Origin of the sequence: Mediterraneibacter butyricigenes (assembly GCF_003574295.1) — a bacterium.
GTDB lineage: Bacteria > Bacillota > Clostridia > Lachnospirales > Lachnospiraceae > Mediterraneibacter_A > Mediterraneibacter_A butyricigenes.
Window position 1 is genome coordinate 493,113 of sequence record NZ_BHGK01000001.1, and the last position, 20,818, is coordinate 513,930.

The 20,818-nt window shown below is 43.4% G+C and carries 18 protein-coding genes, 1 tRNA gene, 3 rRNA genes and 1 pseudogene; 6 read left to right on the top strand and 17 right to left on the bottom strand.

Annotated elements, in window-relative coordinates:
* Nucleotides 1–6: 6 nt before the first annotated feature.
* From KGMB01110_RS02425 to KGMB01110_RS14875, 4 genes are all read right to left on the bottom strand, one after another.
* A complete protein-coding gene (locus tag KGMB01110_RS02425; RefSeq protein ID WP_119297449.1) occupies nucleotides 7–219 on the bottom strand; it encodes a hypothetical protein in 213 nt (70 codons plus the stop codon).
* On the bottom strand, nucleotides 164–349 hold the full coding sequence (locus KGMB01110_RS15005) for a hypothetical protein (RefSeq protein ID WP_170141678.1): 186 nt from the start codon (nucleotides 347–349) through the stop codon (nucleotides 164–166). The genes KGMB01110_RS02425 and KGMB01110_RS15005 overlap by 56 nt, the downstream gene beginning before the upstream one ends.
* Nucleotides 339–707, bottom strand: coding sequence for a DUF3846 domain-containing protein (locus KGMB01110_RS02430; RefSeq protein WP_119297450.1), 369 nt, complete (start codon nucleotides 705–707; stop codon nucleotides 339–341). The genes KGMB01110_RS15005 and KGMB01110_RS02430 overlap by 11 nt, the downstream gene beginning before the upstream one ends.
* 217 nt (nucleotides 708–924) lie before the next feature.
* Complete coding sequence (locus KGMB01110_RS14875; protein ID WP_156085431.1) at nucleotides 925–1,077, bottom strand: hypothetical protein; 153 nt, start codon at nucleotides 1,075–1,077, stop codon at nucleotides 925–927.
* A gap of 96 nt (nucleotides 1,078–1,173) precedes the next feature.
* Between KGMB01110_RS14875 and KGMB01110_RS02435 the strand changes: the two genes are divergently transcribed.
* A complete protein-coding gene (locus KGMB01110_RS02435) occupies nucleotides 1,174–1,872 on the top strand; it encodes a DUF4145 domain-containing protein (protein WP_170141679.1) in 699 nt (232 codons plus the stop codon).
* 216 nt (nucleotides 1,873–2,088) lie between these two features.
* Here KGMB01110_RS02435 and KGMB01110_RS02445 read toward each other — a convergent pair whose 3' ends face one another.
* Nucleotides 2,089–2,313: an XRE family transcriptional regulator gene (locus tag KGMB01110_RS02445; RefSeq protein WP_119297452.1), complete on the bottom strand. Its 225-nt coding sequence runs from the start codon at nucleotides 2,311–2,313 to the stop codon at nucleotides 2,089–2,091.
* A 157-nt stretch (nucleotides 2,314–2,470) separates the two neighbouring features.
* On the opposite strand from KGMB01110_RS02445, the gene KGMB01110_RS02450 reads away from it, so the two are divergent.
* From KGMB01110_RS02450 to KGMB01110_RS02470, 5 genes are all read left to right on the top strand, one after another.
* Nucleotides 2,471–2,794 (top strand): helix-turn-helix domain-containing protein, encoded by a 324-nt coding sequence (locus KGMB01110_RS02450; protein ID WP_119297453.1) that lies wholly within the window; start codon nucleotides 2,471–2,473, stop codon nucleotides 2,792–2,794.
* A gap of 44 nt (nucleotides 2,795–2,838) precedes the next feature.
* A complete protein-coding gene (locus tag KGMB01110_RS02455) occupies nucleotides 2,839–3,303 on the top strand; it encodes a M78 family metallopeptidase domain-containing protein (protein ID WP_119297454.1) in 465 nt (154 codons plus the stop codon).
* Nucleotides 3,304–3,318: 15 nt separating this feature from the next.
* Nucleotides 3,319–4,146 (top strand): hypothetical protein, encoded by an 828-nt coding sequence (locus tag KGMB01110_RS02460; RefSeq protein ID WP_119297455.1) that lies wholly within the window; start codon nucleotides 3,319–3,321, stop codon nucleotides 4,144–4,146.
* Between the two features lie 358 nt (nucleotides 4,147–4,504).
* Nucleotides 4,505–5,479 carry an Abi family protein gene (locus KGMB01110_RS02465; RefSeq protein WP_119297456.1) on the top strand — a complete coding sequence of 325 codons (975 nt, stop codon included), beginning with the start codon at nucleotides 4,505–4,507 and terminating at the stop codon, nucleotides 5,477–5,479.
* Nucleotides 5,480–5,702: 223 nt separating this feature from the next.
* Nucleotides 5,703–7,259 carry a recombinase family protein gene (locus KGMB01110_RS02470; protein ID WP_119297457.1) on the top strand — a complete coding sequence of 519 codons (1,557 nt, stop codon included), beginning with the start codon at nucleotides 5,703–5,705 and terminating at the stop codon, nucleotides 7,257–7,259.
* 26 nt (nucleotides 7,260–7,285) lie between these two features.
* On the opposite strand, the pseudogene KGMB01110_RS02475 reads toward KGMB01110_RS02470, so the two are convergent.
* The 12 genes and pseudogenes from KGMB01110_RS02475 to KGMB01110_RS02530 form a co-directional block, all read right to left on the bottom strand.
* Nucleotides 7,286–7,489, bottom strand: a pseudogene (locus KGMB01110_RS02475) (manganese catalase family protein); the annotation flags it as partial.
* 3 nt (nucleotides 7,490–7,492) lie between these two features.
* The gene (locus KGMB01110_RS02480; RefSeq protein WP_117601872.1) at nucleotides 7,493–7,762 is read right to left on the bottom strand and encodes a spore coat protein CotJB; all 270 of its coding nucleotides are present in this window, start codon (nucleotides 7,760–7,762) and stop codon (nucleotides 7,493–7,495) included.
* Entirely contained in the window at nucleotides 7,759–8,028 is a 270-nt protein-coding gene (locus KGMB01110_RS15580) for a spore coat associated protein CotJA (RefSeq protein WP_306307822.1), read from the bottom strand. The genes KGMB01110_RS02480 and KGMB01110_RS15580 overlap by 4 nt, the downstream gene beginning before the upstream one ends.
* A gap of 263 nt (nucleotides 8,029–8,291) precedes the next feature.
* A 23S ribosomal RNA gene (locus KGMB01110_RS02490) occupies nucleotides 8,292–11,182 on the bottom strand.
* 532 nt (nucleotides 11,183–11,714) lie between these two features.
* Nucleotides 11,715–11,832: ribosomal RNA gene (rrf, locus tag KGMB01110_RS02495) — 5S ribosomal RNA — on the bottom strand.
* A gap of 106 nt (nucleotides 11,833–11,938) precedes the next feature.
* Nucleotides 11,939–13,471 (bottom strand): 16S ribosomal RNA (locus tag KGMB01110_RS02500).
* Together the 16S, 23S and 5S rRNA genes form the textbook arrangement of a ribosomal RNA operon.
* 592 nt (nucleotides 13,472–14,063) lie before the next feature.
* Nucleotides 14,064–14,138, bottom strand: a tRNA-Pro gene (locus KGMB01110_RS02505).
* Between the two features lie 118 nt (nucleotides 14,139–14,256).
* Entirely contained in the window at nucleotides 14,257–14,790 is a 534-nt protein-coding gene (locus KGMB01110_RS02510) for a DUF3877 family protein (RefSeq protein ID WP_117603895.1), read from the bottom strand.
* Between the two features lie 85 nt (nucleotides 14,791–14,875).
* Complete coding sequence (locus KGMB01110_RS02515) at nucleotides 14,876–16,174, bottom strand: S1C family serine protease (RefSeq protein WP_119297458.1); 1,299 nt, start codon at nucleotides 16,172–16,174, stop codon at nucleotides 14,876–14,878.
* 90 nt (nucleotides 16,175–16,264) lie between these two features.
* The gene (locus KGMB01110_RS02520; protein WP_119297459.1) at nucleotides 16,265–17,398 is read right to left on the bottom strand and encodes an acyltransferase family protein; all 1,134 of its coding nucleotides are present in this window, start codon (nucleotides 17,396–17,398) and stop codon (nucleotides 16,265–16,267) included.
* Nucleotides 17,352–19,178, bottom strand: coding sequence for a glutamine--fructose-6-phosphate transaminase (isomerizing) (gene glmS / locus KGMB01110_RS02525; RefSeq protein ID WP_119297460.1), 1,827 nt, complete (start codon nucleotides 19,176–19,178; stop codon nucleotides 17,352–17,354). The genes KGMB01110_RS02520 and glmS overlap by 47 nt, the downstream gene beginning before the upstream one ends.
* A gap of 67 nt (nucleotides 19,179–19,245) precedes the next feature.
* Entirely contained in the window at nucleotides 19,246–20,802 is a 1,557-nt protein-coding gene (locus KGMB01110_RS02530) for a cohesin domain-containing protein (RefSeq protein WP_119297461.1), read from the bottom strand.
* Nucleotides 20,803–20,818 lie beyond the last annotated feature (16 nt).

The window sequence follows — 20,818 nt, forward strand, 5'->3', positions numbered from 1 at the left end:
CCATTCCTACTCCTTCTGCATCGTCTTATTTAATTCCATGTGTTTCATTGCTTCCAGGATCAGTTCCGATGCCAGCTTTTTCATCGGGATTCCCATCTCTCCCGAAATCTCGGCCAGTCGATCATAAGTTTCCCGCTCCAGTCTCGTCACCGGCTGCTTGTCCTTAGACGAGTGTGTTTTCTTCTTGACCGAAATGTTTATGATCCATTTCTCTTCCATCTTCTACCTCCATGTATATAGCAGCTTTTTTCTTCCTCCGCTGCATCTCGTTTACCTCCTGCCGGACGATCCGTTCCTGATCCGCCCAGTCGAGAAAATCATCGTCATCCCAGTCTTCTCTACGCATCATTTTTCTGTAACCCCTGAAAATCTTTCAGCATCTTATTCATCCACTGTTCAGAATCTCTGTCCCCAAGTCCTGTGATGTCCTCTCCCAATGCCAGACACAGAATCGCATCGCCAACGATTGGCTGCCCGTGCTCATCCGTTCCGTAAAATCCGGAAGCTACCGCATTGAAAGGAAGTCCCTTAATGATTCCCTCTTCATCCACCAGCATGATAACCGGTGCTTTAAAATAATCGAGTAATCGCTTTGTTCTCACAGTTTCGAAATGTCCTCCGATCTCTTTCTGAATCGCCTTGTAACTTTTGAAATCCAGATCAATGATAGAAATCTTGTTATCTGTCGTAATTTTTATCGTCTCCATTTGACTTATTTCCTTTCTTTTCCTATAATGTAATTGACTTATTTTCTTGAGCGCCCAAAGCTTGCCGGCTTATGTGGGTGCTCTTTTTTATCCCAGTAGCAGAATCACTGCTGACGGGAACAGAGTTATTGCTCCGACCACAATCATTACCTCCAACAGGATCACGGCCAACTCTTTTACATCTTCCCATTCCATGCTTGTCCTCCTTTCTACCGCCTCAGGCGGTCTTTATCTTTTGCAATAGACACCTGGTAATAAACTCGGAATAATTCCGTATGATTCTTGCTGTCTGTTCCGGCGTCTGATCCTTGTAAGCTTCATCATCAAAATGATATGTTCCGTCCCTGATTGATATTGTTTCTACTACCATCTATCCACCTCCCTGATTATGTTTATGTGCTACGGTTTGTACTTGTTGCAGACATCTGGTATAATTTTCCTATCAAATGATGAAAGGAATGATTTTATGGTCACTAACATTAACGCTTATGACTTAAACCCAGCACGCTTTACTGGACCTCGGAATTTTTATATAGACTTACCTCATATATGTCCATGTTGCTCTACCGCTTACTCATCTAATCCAAGTTTTTCAGGTTTTTTTGAAAATACATTGGGCACAATACATCTATATAGCTTATTTTTCTGTCCTGCATGTGAAGATGCTTTTCTTGTTACCTATGACTTTATTGACGATATCGACCATAATAAATGTGTTGGTAATATTGCTGTTCAATATCCATTTCCAAATAACACCACTTCGTTTTCTAATAAACTTTCTGAACTATCACCCAAGTTCGTAGAAATTTATCACCAAGCCGAACAAGCCGAAAATGCTGGATTATCAGAACTTTGTGGTATTGGCTATCGAAAAGCCCTTGAATTTCTTGTAAAAGACTATGCTATAGCACAACATCCTGATAAGGAATCAGAAATCATATCTTCTTTTTTAGGAAAATGTATCCAGGAATACATTGACAACCCTAAAATCAAAGCTCTGGCAACAGCTTCTACTTGGATTGGAAACGATGAAACCCATTATGTTCGTAAGCACGAAAATTACAATGTGCAAGATTTAAAGCGCTTTTTAACTACCACAATTGCATATGTTGAATGTGAACTTAATCTTGCTGAAGCTTTTGATTTTTTGAGTGGTTCTCAATAATATTCTGCAAGCGCTTTGACTCCCATATAACCTGATCGGAAAGCAATTGCGGGTCTGGATCTCTTTCAGCAAGAAGATTTTCCTCTATATCCCAGTACTGCGTAATCTCGCGTACTGGGTCTTTTTCTATTCCTAGTCCACGTTTTGCTTTTACCTCGATTACTTTAATCACTTTTACGCTGTTGGGACCATCTAATCTATTTATCTACCCCCTCCCTACTCACTGCTTTGTGTGTCTGTGGAGAACAAATACGATAACTCCATCCCTGGGAAGTAAGTATCCCTCACTTTTACACATTCTGAATATCCCCAGTCTGATTCTCCATTAAATCTGGAATGTATTGTTCTGTACGATAAATTAAGCAACGTTGCTATATCATGTCTGGTTATCTTTTTTCTCTTCATTTCTGCCTCTAAATTATCCAATCTAACTTCAGGCATCTTCTCACCTCCCTTTATTGCGGAATTGCGCAATTCGTATTTTTACTATATTGCATTATTGCGCAATTGTCAACAATTTATTTGCAAAATTTTGCAATTTTCTATTTACATTCATAACGCAATATTGTAATATCAAATCAAGCAAGGAGGTAAGAATATGGATCAGCGAGCAAAACTACTAAGAAACTTAATGGAAGAACAAAATATGAAGGTATCTGACATTGTAAAAAGATCGGGACTGCCATATTCTACTGTAAAAGCAATATTGGAACGTGGTGCTGAAAAAGCTGGATATGTAAATGTATGTAAGATATGCAATGCTCTCGGAATCAGTGCAGATGAACTGGAGCGGATGGTTGCGGATCAGAATTATGAGCCTACTACCCTCGCCGCACACTTCGATGGCGATGATTATACAGAAGACGAACTGGACGAAATTAAGCAGTTTGCTCAGTTCGTAAAGAATAGAAAGCAGTCCTAATTATTGGACAGCTTATCAGATATACTTGAGTGGGAGGTGCTTATATGAACACATACGAATGTTTACAGGACGAAGCCTGCGAGGACGGTATAGAAGTTGTGGACTATACATTTGAAAGTGACCGGATTAAGGGATTGTATTGTGATGGTGTTGTAGCCATCCGAGAAGATATGACGATTCCAGAGAAAGCTTGTGCACTGGCAGAAGAAATGGGACATCACGGAACCTCTTACGGGAATATCATAGATATGGATTCCGTACAGAACCGTAAACAGGAACGTCAGGCACGCTTGCACGGATATAATCGCCTGATCGGACTCGCAGGGCTGGTCGAAGCCTATGAACACGGCTGCCAGAACCGGTATGAGATTGCAGAGTTTTTGGAAGTTACGGATGAATTTCTGGAAGACTGCATTAGCTGCTATCGAGATAAGTATGGGGAGTGCAAAACTGTAGATAACTACACAATTTATTTTATCCCTAACTTGATGATATTTAAGAAAATATAGAATCGAGGTGATTTTATGGGATTTTTTGATGCATTTAAACCCAAAGACACTTCTTCATCTTCCAAAATTATAGACAGAAAATCTATTCCAGCCGAACAAATAGATAAAATGCAACGTATCAAAGCCAGCAACTGTTATCGTCAAAGACTTTATAAAACCTTTTATAAAGGATATCCTGAAATGCCATTTATTTCTCAAGATAGAGAATTAAACACCAACTGGATCGAGCAAGCCAAAATGTTTGGCGTTACTCCTACAAAAGAAGCGATGACACGATATTCTGATGGTTTATTGCCTGGACATGTTTATCTGTTGTATTGGCTAAAGAAATATACCAACCAAAAGGCCCCCTCGTACTTCGAATATAAATACGGTATAGATTTTTATAAAGAAAAGAAGTTATTAACTCAGAACGGTTATTTGGAAAATTCCAAGCCTACCCACAAAGGCGAACTTGCAATCAATACTCATCATGATGTCATTGTTAAACATGATTCGAAATTTCAAGTAACTTTATCAGATAATGCTGATTTAAGTAAATTAAAAGATCCTGCTGATATTAACTTAAACGCAAGGGAATTGGAGAAGCAAGGTGATATAGATACTGCTATAACGCTCTACGAAAAAAATGTTTCTCACCGTTTTGTCGGTAATTATCCTTATGATAGACTCGCCATTATCTACAGGAAGAAAAAAGACTATGCTAATGAAATCCGTGTTCTTAAAACAGCAATTGATGTTTTTACACATGATGTTCCTGTTACACGTTCAGATCGTTCTGTCAAGTTAACACGTTTCAAAGAACGTCTAGCAAAAGCAAAAAAATTAAAGATGAATAATTAGAAAATTCTTTGATAACAATCTTCCTAAGTACGGAATCGGAACGACCGTGGATAATTACTACATTGCGTTTATCCCGCATTTGATGGTAGGGAAGATAAAATAAAAATAGACGCCTTTTTTATAAGAATATGAGTTCAAAAAACACTTAGAATTGGTACACTCTGTAAATATCATTTTGGTACAATGTGGAAAATTATTTTTGCAAAATGATAAGCATTTTTTTGTAGAATACTTGACAAGATTCTTGCGTATGATATAATATCACTAATTAGTGAATGACTGGGGTCCAGTTGCAGAAGAGTCTTGAGGTAGAAATGCTTCAGGGCTCTTTTTGCATAATTAACGAAAGGAAAAGATTATGTGCAATAAAATAATTGCAGAATTCACTACTATAGATGAACAAATTGAAATTTTAAAGAGACGACATCTTTTGTTCTTAGACGAAAAACTCGCAAGAGATTCGTTACAAGCTTATGGATATTACACCCTAATCAACGGCTACAAAGAACCCTATGTCTATCTTGATGAAGATGGAAATGAATTTTATAAAGAAGGCACTTATTTCGAACAAATTTGCTCTCTCTTTAATCTTGATGCCGAACTCCGTTACGCGGTTTTAACTTCTATGCTTGCTCTAGAAGACCATTTACGCTCTGTAACATCCTATGTTATAGGTGAACACTTTGGATCAGACGACTCGGTTTACTTAAATCGAGAAAACTACAAAGATCGACCTGTTTCAAATAAAAATTTTTCTTTGGATTCTATTCTTGATACGATGCAGCATACATTACGTTCCAACAGAGAGCCTATTCTATATCACCGACAACATTATAATAATGTTCCTCCGTGGATTCTCGTAAAAGGGCTTTATATGAATACACTTGTTAACTTTATACGCTTTCAAAAGAAATATGTTAAAGAAGAAATGCTTCATATTATCTATGGAATCTCTCCTGAAGTAGCTGCTTTAGATTCCGTAAAGGAATTGTTTATGAGTACACTCTTTATTTCATTAGATTATAGGAATATGGCAGCTCATGGTGGGCGCACATACAATTTTGCTCCACATTCAAAATTAAGATTAAATAATTCTTTGATCAAGGAATTATCAACGGTTCTTGATTGCCCTGTCCTAACGCAGAAAACCTGCAACATTAATCAGTTATTTTACTTATTACGATTATTCCGATTAGAACCACTTCATCTAAATATGTTAACCGCTTTAGAAAAGGAGGTAAGTCGTCATTGTACCCTGTTTCCGAATGATATCCATTACATCCAAGACGCTACTGGAGTACTCTTCGATCTCGAAATAACTGAAGATAAATAATATTCATAATAAAAAACCGCCCCTGCGCCAACAGGAACGGTTTCCCCATAATCAATATGAGGACGTATATAACGTATATATCCGAAGAGATACATACAATACTCACAAAAATATTGTATCATCTTCGGGCAGCTATCGCAAGCGGAACACCCGTTCCTCGCTGGCTGTTATTTTTATACCCATTTTTGTGCGACGTCGCACATATACTTAGGAAGGTGATGTTATGAAAAATGAATACTGTATCTATCTGAGGAAATCCCGTGGTGATTCCGCTCTTGAAGCTATGGGCGTAGATGTCCTGGAACGGCATGAGCGCACACTCCTGGATCTGGCCAAACAGATGAATCTGTCGATCACTGCAATCTACCGTGAAGTGGTTTCTGGTGACTCTATTTCTGCCCGTCCTGAAATGCAAAAACTTCTGGCTGAGGTGGAATCCGGCAAATGGAAAGGCGTACTGGTTATGGAAGTAGAACGTCTGGCCAGAGGCGACACCATCGATCAGGGCATTGTTCAAAGAGCATTCCAGTACACGGATACTCTGATCGTAACGCCAGTCAAAGTCTACAATCCTGCCAATGAATTCGATGAAGAATACTTTGAATTTGGATTATTCATGTCACGCCGGGAATATAAAACCATCAAGCGCCGGATGCAAGCCGGTCGTTATGCTGCAGCCAAAGAAGGAAAATGGCCATTTAATGCAGCACCTTATGGTTTCCGCAGATTCAAGCTCTCAAAAGAAAAAGGGTGGACACTTGTACCGGAAGAAGAAGAGGTTCCTGTTGTGCGTCTGGTATATGCACGTTACACCGGCCCCGATCGCGTTGGCGTGACCACGATCCGCAGATATCTGAATGACCGCCAAATGTTCACGCGCTCCGGTAAATTGTGGACAGACAGCATGATCCGGGAAATGCTGGCAAATCCGGTATATGATCAGATGGTCGCAATCGGTCGGCGGAAACAAATCACTGCACTGGAAGACGGGCAACCGGTAAAGAAACGTCCCCGTTGTGATAATTACGAAGTATATCAGGGCAGACACCCTCGTATCATTGATCACGATGTCTGGATGGAAGCACAGAGCTACCTTGGAAGAGGAAAACCTAAACTTCCGGAGCAGTACAGCGTAAAAAATCCACTGGCCGGATTGATTGTGTGCAGCCAGTGTAAAAAGAAAATGCTCCGTCGTCCTGCTGCTCTGACCGGAAATAAACATGGTGCTCCTTACGATTCGATTTTATGCAATACACAAGGCTGTCCAACCGTAGGATGCAGTCTGGATCTGTTGGAACATTCCGTCATCGATGCGTTGAGTGAATGGGTAAAGGATTATGAATTGGATCATGTCATTCCAGAAAGTAAAGTCCCGGAACTAACAGATCTCCTAGGATCCACTGAAAAAGAAAAGGCTGCTCTTCTCTCCCAGAAAGAAAACCTTTTCAATCTTCTGGAACAGGGCGTGTACTCCTCTGAGGTCTTTCTGGAACGCTCCCACGTCCTTCAGGAGCGCATTAATGCTGTGGATGATAAAATCCTCGACTTACAAAAAGAGATCGAATATGAGAAAAATAACGATGCTCACATCCATAGTTTTATTCCATCCTGCAAAGGTCTGCTCTCCTGTTATTGGGATTTATCAGTTGAGGAAAAGAATAAAGCTTTGAAAATGCTATTGCATAGTGTAGAATATAAGAAGTTAAAGAGAAACAAGAAAGGACACAAAGATGATGCGTCCTTTGAACTAACTATAAAGCCTCGAATCCCGCGTATTTAGGGGCTTTTCGGTTACTTCTACAGAAAATGGGAAACTTCCTCAGTTCCGATATCGGTCAATATTCCAGTTACTTCCTTATAAGGCATGGTGTATCTCTGACACAAATATCTCATGGATGCGCCAAGCTCGCCGTCAGGTCCTCCAAATTGAGTCATAATTACCTGTGCCATTTCCGGATTTGTCTGAGTAATCTTTACCGGATACTGTAACCTCTTTTCATAATTCCACATAAATCAGCATCCCCCTTCCTGCCATGGCCACGGTGAATCAATCCAATCCCAATTATCACTGCATGAATCCGTCACTGTATCTATAGTCAACGGTCCGAAGTTTTTGGCATACTCTTTCAATGCCTGATTGCGCATCCGACTGCACTCATAAAAATACGCCAGGGCATCTTCATCCTCAGGATGCGTATCTAAAAATAGTTTTGCATCATCCACCGCAAAACTATATAAATAAATCTGATCCATCAGATCTTTCTTGCATACACCATTCGTCATCTCATTTGCCCTCCTTTTCTTCCAAGAAATTCGAGATTTAATTCCTGAAAGATCGTTCCCTGACAAAGAGCCTTCTCTAAATCACAGATTTCTCTCCATTCCTGCCATGGCACATAAGCCATCGCAAGCGGAAACTGAGATAACGGATCTTTTCTCATCTTTATACATGTATCACATGCATCCTGGTGAAATTCAGCACATGGTGAACAGGAACCTCTTCCCGTATTTCGAACCTGATTCCGGGAATAATTGGAACAATATGGCATATTCCTGTTTCCTCCTTTTCCATTCTTGTACTTATAATTTATGAAAAAATGAGAAAAATGTGCATATTTTCCTTTCTTGCCACATATATGTGGATGATTTCAATTTTAAACGTTGTTCTTACGAAGTCGCCGCAGATGGTACGATTGTGTAAAGACAGCATTTATAAAACAAAAAAGATCAACATTTCTGTTGATCTCCCAATAAATATGTACCTTCAAAATCACATACAAAGAACTCTTTCATCCATTCTCCTATCACCTGTTTGGTTATGCCCTCGACCTATTAGTAACAGTCAGCTCCATGCATTACTGCACTTCCACCTCTGCCCTATCTACCTCGTCGTCTTCAAGGGGTCTTACTAACTTGACGTTATGAGATATCTCATCTTGAGGGGGGCTTCACGCTTAGATGCCTTCAGCGTTTATCCCTTCCCGGCTTGGCTACTCTGCTATGCTCTTGGTAGAACAACAGATACACCAGCGGCCAGTCCATCCCGGTCCTCTCGTACTAAGGACAGCTCCTCTCAAATATCTTACGCCCACGCCGGATAGGGACCGAACTGTCTCACGACGTTCTGAACCCAGCTCGCGTACCGCTTTAATGGGCGAACAGCCCAACCCTTGGGACCTACTTCAGCCCCAGGATGCGATGAGCCGACATCGAGGTGCCAAACCACTCCGTCGATGTGAACTCTTGGGAGTGATAAGCCTGTTATCCCCAGGGTAGCTTTTATCCGTTGAGCGATGGCAATCCCACTTTATACCACCGGATCACTAAGTCCTACTTTCGTACCTGCTCCACCCGTCGGTGTCGCAGTCAAGCTCCCTTCTGCCTTTGCACTCTTCGAATGGTTTCCAACCATTCTGAGGGAACCTTTGAGCGCCTCCGATACCCTTTCGGAGGCGACCGCCCCAGTCAAACTCCCCACCTGACATTGTCCCCCGACCCGATCAGGGCCGCTGGTTAGAAACCCAATACTGCAAGGGTGGTATCCCAACAGCGACTCCCCAACAACTGGCGTCATTGGTTCTTAGTCTCCCACCTATCCTGTACATGCAATATCGAATCCCAGTATCAAGCTGGAGTAAAGCTCCATGGGGTCTTTCCGTCCTGGCGCAGGTAACCAGCATCTTCACTGGTATTTCAATTTCACCGGGTGCATTGTTGAGACAGTGCCCAAATCATTACGCCTTTCGTGCGGGTCGGAACTTACCCGACAAGGAATTTCGCTACCTTAGGACCGTTATAGTTACGGCCGCCGTTTACTGGGGCTTAAGTTCAAAGCTTCGCTTGCGCTAACCTCTCCCCTTAACCTTCCAGCACCGGGCAGGCGTCAGCCCATATACCTCACCTTTCGGTTTTGCATAGACCTGTGTTTTTGCTAAACAGTTGCTTGGGCCATTTCTCTGCGGCCTGTCACCAGGCACTCCTTCTCCCGAAGTTACGGAGTCATTTTGCCGAGTTCCTTAACAATGCTTCTCCCGTCGGCCTTAGGATTCTCTCCTCATCCACCTGTGTCGGTTTACGGTACGGGTATTTTATGAACAATAGCGGCTTTTCTTGGCAGTTAGCTCACACGCTTCCTTACTTATAGTTCAGTCCGCATCACGTCTTCTCCTTATGAGGCGGATTTGCCTACCTCACGGATACCTCGCTTGCACCGGTCTTTCCATTCCCGGCTCGTGCTCTCTCCCTGCGTCCCCACAGTTCTGTCATAAAATAGTACAGGAATTTCAACCTGTTATCCATCGACTACGTCTTTCGACCTTGCCTTAGGCCCCGACTTACCCAGAGCAGATCAGCTTTACTCTGGAAACCTTAGATATTCGGCCGGAAGGATTCTCACCTTCCTCTCGCTACTCATTCCGGCATTCTCTCTTCCATACAGTCCACTACTCCTTCCGGTATAGCTTCTTCCCGTATGCAATGCTCCTCTACCAATCTTCTAAAAGATTCCTAGGCTTCGGTAGTGTGTTTCAGCCCCGGACATTTTCGGCGCAGGACCTCTCGACTAGTGAGCTATTACGCACTCTTTGAATGTATGGCTGCTTCTGAGCCAACATCCTAGTTGTCTTCGAAATCCCACATCCTTTTCCACTTAACACACATTTTGGGACCTTAGCCGTAGGTCTGGGCTCTTTCCCTTTTGACCATCCAACTTATCTCGGACAGTCTGACTCCCATACAGCATCTACACGGCATTCGGAGTTTGATATTCTTTGGTAAGCTTTGACGCCCCCGCGGAAATTCAGTGCTCTACCTCCGCAAGACTCGTATGAGGCTAGCCCTAAAGCTATTTCGAGGAGAACCAGCTATCTCCGGGTTCGATTGGAATTTCTCCCCTATCCACACCTCATCCCCACCCTTTTCAACGGATGTGGGTTCGGTCCTCCATTGCCTTTTACGGCAACTTCAACCTGGACATGGATAGATCACCCGGTTTCGGGTCTACTCCGTCTGACTTCTCGCTCAGTTAAAACTTGGTTTCCCTTCGGCTCCACACCTACAGTGCTTAACCTCGCCAGACAGCGTAACTCGCCGGACCGTTCTACAAAAAGTACGCGGTTCCGCCAATAATGCGGTTCCACAGCTTGTAAACATATGGTTTCAGGTTCTCTTTCACTCCCCTCCCGGGGTCCTTTTCACCTTTCCTTCACAGTACTATGCGCTATCGGTCACTAAGTAGTATTTAGCCTTACGGGGTGGTCCCCGCTTATTCAGTCAAGGTTTCTCGTGTCTCGACCTACTCTGGATCCCGCCTTGTCAACTCGTCTTTCGCTTACGGGGCTTTCACCCTCTCTGGCTGGCTTTCCCAAAACCATTCTGCTAAACTCATTGAATCAATTTCGCGGTCCGAACCCCAGCATGCACGCACACTGGTTTGGGCTCTTCCGTTTTCGCTCGCCGCTACTCACAGAATCACATGTTGTTTTCTCTTCCTCCGGCTACTTAGATGTTTCAGTTCACCGGGTTCCCCTCCTAACGTTATGTATTGGCGTTAGGATACTTGAGGTCTTCTCAAGTAGGTTTCCCCATTCAGAAATCTCCGGATCAATGGATATTTGCTCCTCCCCGAAGCTTTTCGCAGCTTATCACGTCTTTCATCGGCTCTTAGTGCCAAGGCATCCACCATACGCTCTTTTTAGCATAACCAACTTGCTTCGATTCACGGGAATGAATCTCAGCCACACATGTATAGCGTTACATGCGTTGGTAATAGTTCAATTATTTTAGTTCGTTTTCTTCGAACAAGTTAATGTTGTTAACATTACCTCGGATGTCTTGATATTTCTATCTTATCTTTGTATGCGATTTTCAAGGTACATAAAGATGCGAGCGCGTCGGAAACAATGTGTGGGACAAGCTTGCTTGTCTAAGCACTATTGCTTTTCGATGCATTGGCATGTCATGCCATGAGCGATAAAACCGTAGGTTTTAGAGCTTCGCATCACATCTTCTCATTTCATTGACTGAATTTATCAGTCATTAGAAACCTGAACACTTTTAGAACTTCCTCTTTTCTTCTCGTTCAACTCTCTAATCACTGGTAAAACCAGCTATCCGAACAGCACTTCCCTGCTGATGGGGTTGACCTCAGGCTCCCCTCTTTTCTTCAGTTGCCTGTGTCTGTATCTATGCATAAATGTCGAGCAGCGATTCCGCTCTTTCATTTATTCTTTTTCAATTTTGGCGGCCACCTACTCTCCCACACCGTTACCAGTGCAGTACCATCGGCCGCTTAAGGCTTAACCATCGTGTTCGGGATGAGAACGGGTGTTTCCCTTAAGCGCATCGCCACCAAAAACCTTTAGGTTATTGATAACCCAACAATAGACAACAGCACTCTCTACTTTTTCTTCCGTTTTAGTTGGATTGTTCCAGACGAAAGAAATATTTCTTTATCCTTAGAAAGGAGGTGATCCAGCCGCACCTTCCGATACGGCTACCTTGTTACGACTTCACCCCAGTTATCGGTCCCACCTTCGGCAGCTCCCTCCTTACGGTTGGGTCACTGACTTCGGGCGTTACCAACTCCCATGGTGTGACGGGCGGTGTGTACAAGACCCGGGAACGTATTCACCGCGACATTCTGATTCGCGATTACTAGCGATTCCAGCTTCATGTAGTCGAGTTGCAGACTACAATCCGAACTGAGACGTTATTTTTGAGATTTGCTCGGCCTCACGACTCTGCTTCCCTTTGTTTACGCCATTGTAGCACGTGTGTAGCCCTGCCCATAAGGGGCATGATGATTTGACGTCATCCCCACCTTCCTCCAGGTTATCCCTGGCAGTCTCTCTAGAGTGCCCATCCTAATTGCTGGCTACTAAAGATAAGGGTTGCGCTCGTTGCGGGACTTAACCCAACATCTCACGACACGAGCTGACGACAACCATGCACCACCTGTCTCGAATGTCCCGAAGGAAAGGCGACATTACTCACCGGTCATTCGGATGTCAAGGGCAGGTAAGGTTCTTCGCGTTGCTTCGAATTAAACCACATGCTCCACCGCTTGTGCGGGTCCCCGTCAATTCCTTTGAGTTTCATTCTTGCGAACGTACTCCCCAGGTGGACTACTTATTGCGTTTGCTGCGGCACCGAATGGCTTTGCCACCCGACACCTAGTAGTCATCGTTTACGGCGTGGACTACCAGGGTATCTAATCCTGTTTGCTCCCCACGCTTTCGAGCCTCAACGTCAGTCATCGTCCAGTAAGCCGCCTTCGCCACTGGTGTTCCTCCTAATATCTACGCATTTCACCGCTACACTAGGAATTCCACTTACCTCTCCGACACTCTAGATCAACAGTTTCCAATGCAGTCCCGGGGTTGAGCCCCGGGTTTTCACATCAGACTTGCTGTTCCGTCTACGCTCCCTTTACACCCAGTAAATCCGGATAACGCTTGCCCCCTACGTATTACCGCGGCTGCTGGCACGTAGTTAGCCGGGGCTTCTTAGTCAGGTACCGTCATTTTCTTCCCTGCTGATAGAGCTTTACATACCGAAATACTTCATCACTCACGCGGCGTCGCTGCATCAGGGTTTCCCCCATTGTGCAATATTCCCCACTGCTGCCTCCCGTAGGAGTTTGGGCCGTGTCTCAGTCCCAATGTGGCCGGTCACCCTCTCAGGTCGGCTACTGATCGTCGCCTTGGTGAGCCGTTACCTCACCAACCAGCTAATCAGACGCGGGCCCATCTTGTACCACCTCAGTTTTTACCCCTGCACCATGTGGTGCTGTGGTCTTATGCGGTATTAGCAGTCATTTCTAACTGTTATCCCCCTGTACAAGGCAGGTTGCCCACGCGTTACTCACCCGTCCGCCACTCAGTCACAAGATCTTCAATTCCGAAGAAAATCAAATCAGGTGCTTCGTTCGACTTGCATGTGTTAAGCACGCCGCCAGCGTTCATCCTGAGCCAGGATCAAACTCTCGTTAAAAGTGTTTGTGTCCAGTTCAGAATCAACCTTCTGGCTAATTCTTCCCTTTTTACTGTTGTTTGGTTCGTTTGAACCGTTCTTAAAAATCTTCTCTTATAAGAAATTTTCAAGGGTTGTTGTCTATTGTTCAGTTATCAATGTTCTTTTTCTTTGCCGTGCTCTCACGAGTCAGCCTATTTAGATTATCACATTAGCGGCTTTCTGTCAAGAACTTTTTTCTTTTTCTTTTCAAGTTCTCATCTCAGCTCTTCAGACCAACCACTGTCGATCACCCGATCCGTTCTGTTGTTCCGACTTGCTGTTAGCTGTCTGCCTCAGCGACGTGTTATATCTTATCATTCTAATTTTGAATTGTCAATGATTTTTCTGTTTTTTATTTTTTTCACACAATTTATATAATTCAAAACGTTTTCCTAATTTTGTCTCTGTCTATTCTGCTATTTTTCCCTTGTTCAAGCTAAAAATATCGCATAAAAAACAAAAGGCATCGTGTTAACTCATCCTGTTAATACGACACCCTTCTACTTTCGCACCCTATCGTAAATCATCCGCTCAGTGATCATTTACCTTTCCAACACTTTTATATTTTTAATCGGGGTGACAGGATTCGAACCTGCGACCTCACGGCCCCCAGCCGTGCGCTCTAACCAAACTGAGCCACACCCCGCAACGCTCTTACTATTATAGATAAAAACGTTGCAAATGTAAAGAAGGAATTAAGGAATTCACTTTCCTGGGTTCAAAACGTTTTCGAAAGAACGAATTCTCCCTCCAAAACCTTCCGTTCAAAACTCAAAATCTTCATAATCCTCCGGCAGAAATCTGTGGTAAATGATATGGCATCCCTCATCTTTAAAGCAATAATAATAAGGATCCTCATGTTCCTCCGGAAAACGGATCAGCCAGTCAAATTCTCCATTTTCAATTTTCTGACAGGTACTGTCCTTCGCACGACTTCTGAATAATTCCAGAATTTTTTCTATCGTGCAGTCATGACGCGCCACCAACTCCACCAGATCACGGATAAATTCATTTTCCGCCATATTTTCATGTACATAAATACTCCCCTGCTCCGGCACATGAAAGCAAAATCTTTCATTTTTTGCCGTAACCGAGATATTTCCCAATTTTTCTGTTATAGACTCCGGTAATGTTTGAAGTCTTTCCAGCATCTCTTCCTCACTATCCTGACAATCCAGTATATGATTCAGAGAACTCAACGGGTAATACAGGCGAATCTTTTCTTTCTGATATCCAAGTTTCGCCTGCTCTTCCTTTATAATATCAATCAGATTCTTTTCCAGTCTGTCCGCCCTCATAATTTCTCACTCTAACTTTCCCAGATGTGATTTCCGATACTTCAGTCTCCACAGCTGTGAGATTCACACCGTAATCTTCTGCTTTTTATTTTGGCTGTTCACTCAACGTTACTTCCACGGTCTTCTCCTTATATTCTCCATCATTTCCTGGAATCTGTACCGTTACTTTTACTTTTTCTCCAGCCTTATAATATTGAAGCTTATTCTGCAAAGTCTCCATGCTGTCAATGGTATCGCCATCCAGTCCCGTGATTACATTTCCTTTTGTAATTCCGGCAGCTTCTGCTCCATAACCTTTAATTGCTTCTGATACATAAACTCCTTCCGGCATATTAAACCGCTGTGTAGTCTCTGATGTAACATCCAGTCCCTGAATTCCCAGATATCCTCTCTCGGCTTCGTCCACCTTTTCTTTTGTGGTCTGGTTCATCAGATCTGTAATAATATCGCTGACATCACTGATCGGGATGGCATATCCCATACCCTCTACTTCATTTGCCGCAAGCTTTGCGGAATTGATTCCGATTACCTCTCCATTTGCATTCAAAAGAGCTCCGCCACTGTTTCCAGGGTTGATCGCTGCATCTGTCTGAAGAAGCCCGGTTGATGTAGTTCCACTGCTGGTCTCGATCTGACGGTTTGTCGCGCTGATAATTCCGGTTGTCACAGACTGTCCGTAACCCAGAGCATTTCCGATTGCGATTGCCGGTTCTCCCACTTTCACACTATCCGAATCTCCCAATGTGGCAATTGCGATTGAATTCATCGTATCATCACTGATCGAGTCCAGAGGTACCGCAATTACTGCAAGATCATTTTCTGAATTGGTACCTTTAATATTTGCTTCCACACTCGTGTTATCCGCAAAAGTAACCGTCAGGTTATCACTGCCCTCTACCACATGGTTATTGGTCACGATCAAAAGTTCCGTATCACTCTGGGAAATAATAATTCCCGAACCGGAACTGGTCGATTCCTGTGTCCCAACCTGCCCAAAGAAATTCTGCACCTCCTGAACACTCATGCTGGTAATCGAAACAACAGACGGCATCGCATTTTCCACAATCTTTGATACGTCAGATGTTACTGTACCGGAAGATGTGGTAAGTGCTGCTGTATTACTCTGTACCGTACTGGTCGTTTTTGCCGTAGTCTTTGTTCCACCGATTCCAAGTACATTCGTTCCAATCGCACTGACTCCCAAAAAGGCTGCTCCTGCAACCACACCAAACGCCAGTCCGCATCCGGCCGCTTTTACTCCTTTTGGCACATTTCTCTTTTTCTTAGGATTTTTATTGTCTGAACTACCTGAGCCTGTATTCGAATAACCGGATCCGTTTGAATGTTCTGTCTCCGGATCGTAATAATTATATTGATTTTCCATAGAGATTACTCCTTCCGTTTTCTTTTTACATGCTTAATCATACCGACACTTTGTGATAGAAATGTGTTCGATCGGTAAAAAAACTTTGAATCACCGATTCCCCGTCAACAGATTCCATATACATTTTGCTCTTCCTGAAAGGATTTTCTTACAGATCCATGCTATGAAAAAGCTGTAAATCGGCGCCGCGATAAACAGAAAGAGGCCGATCCATGCATTTGCTCCCAGAATTCTCATTCCCAGCTTTGTCACAACACTAACCACCATCTGGTGACTGGCATAAACAAAGAAGGTAAGCTTCATCCAGGATTTTGCCTCATGTTTCACAATTTTATTGAGTAATAACCAGAAAAATACTGCTCCCACAAGAAAATATAAGAGAGAAAATACTACATTAATTCCCTTGCCGTATAAAATACCTGTCAAAAGCATGCAAATGCCAGACACCGTAAGGGCAAGATTCTCTCCAAAGGGGCCTGGCCCTTTTAACGTATTTTCTCCAATATGCCCTGGCCCCTTTGATCCATTTTCCACCCATCGTTTTCCATGGAGGCCAAGCCATGCTCCGGTTCCATACACCACAAACCAATTCAGAAGTGAATTCAACATCTGAGGCTGTACCCGATAAAATATACCGCTCTGCAGAAGGAGCACTCCTGCCAGAACCACCGCTCCCACATATCGGTTTCTCAACAGCACATAAATTACCGGACAAAGGAACACGAAAATGATCAGAAACTGTAAATACCAGAATACCGGATTATACCGATACCAGATTACTGCATCCAGCACAGACCTCCAGGACAGGCTGATCGGGCGATCCGCAAACATTCCCGCCAACTTCGGGATCTGCAATACGACATAATGCAAAATATAATAGATCAGATTCCATACTATATAAGGCAGAACCAGAGTTTTAACCCTGCTCTTCCATTTTCCCGAAAGTTTCCCCATGGTAAATCCCCGATAAAATAAATAGCCCGAACAGAGGTAAAATCCTGCCACGCCCAGATTTGCCAGATATTTTATGATAAATCCTTCCAATACAAAAGGACCGGTGACTTGCGCACCGGCCTCTGTAAAGCTTGAAATATTATCTGCATGGATCCAGATCACAAAGATCGAAAACAGAAAATGAAACCACTCGACATTCTTCCAAAACTTCTGTTCTTTCATACTATTCGACCGTAACTGATTTTGCCAGATTTCTCGGCTTATCCACATCACAACCGCGTCCTACCGCGATATAGTAACCAAAGAGCTGCAACGGAATGATCGCCAGAGAGTTTGTAAAGTATTTATTGGTATTCGGGATGTAAATCACATAGTCGGAAGCCTTTGTCACTTCGTCATTTCCCTCCTGGGTCACTGCCAATACAAACGCACCTCTGGAACGAACCTCTACCATGTTACTGATCATCTTCTTATACAGGTCTTCCTGCGTCAGGACTGCTGCCACCAGGGTTCCTTCTTCTACCAGAGAAATGGTACCATGCTTCAGTTCACCTGCCGCATATGCCTCGGAATGAATATAGGAAACCTCTTTCAGTTTCAGTGATCCTTCCATGGAAATCGCATAGTCGATACCACGTCCGATAAAGAATACATCCTTTGCTGCCAGATAACGGTTTGCGAACTTCTGGATCTTCTCCTGATTTCCAAGCAGCATTTCCACCTGATCCGGGATCTTCTTCAGATCTTCGATCAGTTCTGCCATCTGTGTATCTGTGATTTTTCCCTTTGCACGGGCAAATTTTACCGCAAGCAGATACAACGCGATCAACTGGCAGGAATATGCCTTTGTGGTTGCAACGGCGATCTCCGGACCTGCCCAGGTATACATAACACTGTCCGCTTCTCTTGCGATGGAACTTCCAACCACATTTACGATACCAAGAACTTTTGCGCCTTTCTGTTTCGCTTCACGCAGTGCTGCCAGAGAATCTGCGGTCTCTCCGGACTGGCTGATGATCACAACCAGAGTTCCTTCTTCGATGATCGGATCACGATAACGGAATTCTGATGCCATATCCACTTCTACCGGGATTCTTGCCATGCCTTCCATCACATATTTGCCGGTCAGTCCTGCATGATATGCAGATCCGCAGGCCACAATATTAATCTTCTTGATCGCACGGATATCCTCATCTGTCATGCCCAGTTCTTCAATCTCGATCTTGCCATCCTGAATCCTCGGAGACAAGGTATCTGCAATTGCCTTCGGCTGCTCATACATTTCTTTCAGCATGAAATGCTCATATCCGCCTTTTTCTGCCGCATGAACGTCCCAGTCAATTTTTACAGATTTCTTTTCAATCGGTTCTTCATCAACATTGAAGAATTCAATGTTATCTTCGGTCAGCTTCACGATCTCTTCATTTTCAATAAAATATACGTCTCTTGTATATTTCAGGATTGCCGGAACGTCTGATGCAATCAGATTTCCGTCTTCTGCTTTTCCAACGATCAGCGGAGAATCTTTCCGCACTGCATACAGTTCATCCGGATGATCATTAAAAATGATTCCAAGCGCATAAGATCCTTCCATACGATGCATTACTTTTGCAATCGTGCGAAGCGGGTTACCATCATAATAGTTATCCAGCATATGAGCCACTACTTCTGTATCGGTATCAGAAATAAACTCATATCCTTTTTCAATCAGACGATTCTTTAATTTCAGATAATTTTCAATAATACCATTGTGCACTACTACAATGGAGCCATCCTTGTTCATATGAGGATGTGCATTGACATCAGACGGTTCTCCGTGGGTTGCCCATCTGGTATGTCCGATTCCGATGGTTCCCGGCAGTGTAGCGCCGTCATGTGTCATCTCACTGACTACTTTCAGACGTCCCTTCGCCTTTACCATATCAATTTTTCCACCGTTGCAGACTGCAATACCGGAAGAATCATATCCTCTGTATTCCAGTTTTTCCAATCCATCCAACAGAATCGGAGCAGCCTGACGCTCTCCAATATAACCTACGATTCCACACATAATGTTACTCCTTTCATTATCAAGCCTCAATTTTTAAGCTTTTCTTCTGAATGCCCATTTTCAGGTTCTACTCATCTAAGTTGATAAAATCTAAAGAAAAATCATCCTCTTCCTTCTTTGCATTTCGCTTCGGAAGCTCAATTTGTCTGGTTGCACCTTCCAAATCTAATGCATCAGAGTAAGGATTTTCATCTTCTTCAAATTCCTCGTCATACTCGTCATCATATTCGCCGTCGAAGTCTTCGTCGTACTCGTCATCATATTCGCCGTCGAAGTCGTCTTCGTACTCGTCTTCATCATATTCATCGTCGAAGCCATCTTCATACTCGTCGTCATCATATTCGCCATCGAAGTCATCTTCGTACTCGTCATCATCATATTCATCATCAAAATCATCTTCGTACTCATCGTCGAAGTCATCGGCATATTCATCATCGGATGCATCTGACTCGTAAGAATCTTCATATCCATCATACGAACCGCCGTATCCGCCTTCTACGTCTGAATATAATTCGTCCAGTTCATTGTTGCGTCGGTGAACCTGGATTGATTTAATAATCACCAGAAGGAGAAGAACTAAAATCACAGCCCAAACCACAATCAACACAATCATAAAATGACTGTTTACGAGATCCTGAATCTTATCCAGGACTCCATTTGCACTGGCTTTTTCTGCCTTTGTCGGCACGATATATCTCTGATAAGTTCCCTGTGTGGTGTCATACTGATAATATCCTTCCGATCCATCCGTGCAGAGTGCATACACCAGGAAATAATCTGTGCTGGATGTATTCTGCCATGCCGTAAATTCTTTTCCATTAATGTCAGATGTTGTCTCCTGGTATTTGGACGGCAGTCCGTCACTACCTTTATGATTCATCAAATAGATCGTACAACTATCAGAGATATCTACCAGTTCTGTCGGCTCATAAGCAGATTCCTTGGTATTATACAGAAAATAATCGGAATTTCCATCTGAATCTTTCAGATACACCAGACAGTAATCGGAACCATCCATCAACATAGCTCTTCTGTCTTTTCCGTCGATCTGTACTGTACCTTCCGTAAATCCTGTCGGAATCACCGCCTCTGAGAAATCTTCATTCAGTGTATAATCTTTTCCGTTTACAGACACAGAAAGGCTTTCGCCGGAAGAAGAAACATTTCCTCCATCAGCAGAAGTTCCGTCTCCCGCTTCGATCGTCACGGTAGCGGTTCCTGTCGTCAGGTTCAACGTCTCATCCGAGTACAGATAAGAAGTATAGTTCTCAACGGATAAAGTTGTAGAACCTTCTTTCAATGCTTTAAAGACCATGGTGTACGCCAGTTCTGACTGGGTACCGTCTCCTGTGGTAGACAGGGTCACTTTTCCATCTCCGCCGGTTGCATTTTCCCCATTCTTAAATTCCAGATAAGAAGTATCATAAGTAACCGTGGCATCCCCGTCTCCGATTGCTGCTCCACCGGTTGCGATTTTTACCTTTACTGTCACTTCTTCTCCAACTTTTGTGGTAGGATCCGAAAATTGCAGCGTTCCTTCTGCCGCATTTGCTACAAAAACAGATCCGAATACCAGCATACCGATCAATGCCAGTGTTGTACCTAATCTCTTCATCGTTTTCATGTGCTTCTCCTTATCG

What these genes read in the sequence shown, in the direction of transcription:
- KGMB01110_RS02470 (WP_119297457.1), top strand. Translation starts at nt 5,703, where the DNA reads ATGAAAAATGAATACTGTATCTATCTGAGGAAATCCCGTGGTGATTCC.
- KGMB01110_RS02455 (WP_119297454.1), top strand. Translation starts at nt 2,839, where the DNA reads ATGAACACATACGAATGTTTACAGGACGAAGCCTGCGAGGACGGTATA.
- KGMB01110_RS02450 (WP_119297453.1), top strand. Translation starts at nt 2,471, where the DNA reads ATGGATCAGCGAGCAAAACTACTAAGAAACTTAATGGAAGAACAAAAT.
- KGMB01110_RS02530 (WP_119297461.1), bottom strand. Translation starts at nt 20,802, where the DNA reads ATGAAAACGATGAAGAGATTAGGTACAACACTGGCATTGATCGGTATG.
- KGMB01110_RS14875 (WP_156085431.1), bottom strand. Translation starts at nt 1,077, where the DNA reads ATGGTAGTAGAAACAATATCAATCAGGGACGGAACATATCATTTTGAT.
- KGMB01110_RS02520 (WP_119297459.1), bottom strand. Translation starts at nt 17,398, where the DNA reads ATGTGGATAAGCCGAGAAATCTGGCAAAATCAGTTACGGTCGAATAGT.
- KGMB01110_RS02435 (WP_170141679.1), top strand. Translation starts at nt 1,174, where the DNA reads ATGGTCACTAACATTAACGCTTATGACTTAAACCCAGCACGCTTTACT.
- KGMB01110_RS02480 (WP_117601872.1), bottom strand. Translation starts at nt 7,762, where the DNA reads ATGACGAATGGTGTATGCAAGAAAGATCTGATGGATCAGATTTATTTA.
- KGMB01110_RS02425 (WP_119297449.1), bottom strand. Translation starts at nt 219, where the DNA reads ATGGAAGAGAAATGGATCATAAACATTTCGGTCAAGAAGAAAACACAC.
- KGMB01110_RS02460 (WP_119297455.1), top strand. Translation starts at nt 3,319, where the DNA reads ATGGGATTTTTTGATGCATTTAAACCCAAAGACACTTCTTCATCTTCC.
- KGMB01110_RS02510 (WP_117603895.1), bottom strand. Translation starts at nt 14,790, where the DNA reads ATGAGGGCGGACAGACTGGAAAAGAATCTGATTGATATTATAAAGGAA.
- KGMB01110_RS02515 (WP_119297458.1), bottom strand. Translation starts at nt 16,174, where the DNA reads ATGGAAAATCAATATAATTATTACGATCCGGAGACAGAACATTCAAAC.
- KGMB01110_RS02465 (WP_119297456.1), top strand. Translation starts at nt 4,505, where the DNA reads ATGTGCAATAAAATAATTGCAGAATTCACTACTATAGATGAACAAATT.
- KGMB01110_RS02445 (WP_119297452.1), bottom strand. Translation starts at nt 2,313, where the DNA reads ATGCCTGAAGTTAGATTGGATAATTTAGAGGCAGAAATGAAGAGAAAA.
- KGMB01110_RS15580 (WP_306307822.1), bottom strand. Translation starts at nt 8,028, where the DNA reads ATGCCATATTGTTCCAATTATTCCCGGAATCAGGTTCGAAATACGGGA.
- KGMB01110_RS15005 (WP_170141678.1), bottom strand. Translation starts at nt 349, where the DNA reads ATGATGCGTAGAGAAGACTGGGATGACGATGATTTTCTCGACTGGGCG.
- glmS (WP_119297460.1), bottom strand. Translation starts at nt 19,178, where the DNA reads ATGTGTGGAATCGTAGGTTATATTGGAGAGCGTCAGGCTGCTCCGATT.
- KGMB01110_RS02430 (WP_119297450.1), bottom strand. Translation starts at nt 707, where the DNA reads ATGGAGACGATAAAAATTACGACAGATAACAAGATTTCTATCATTGAT.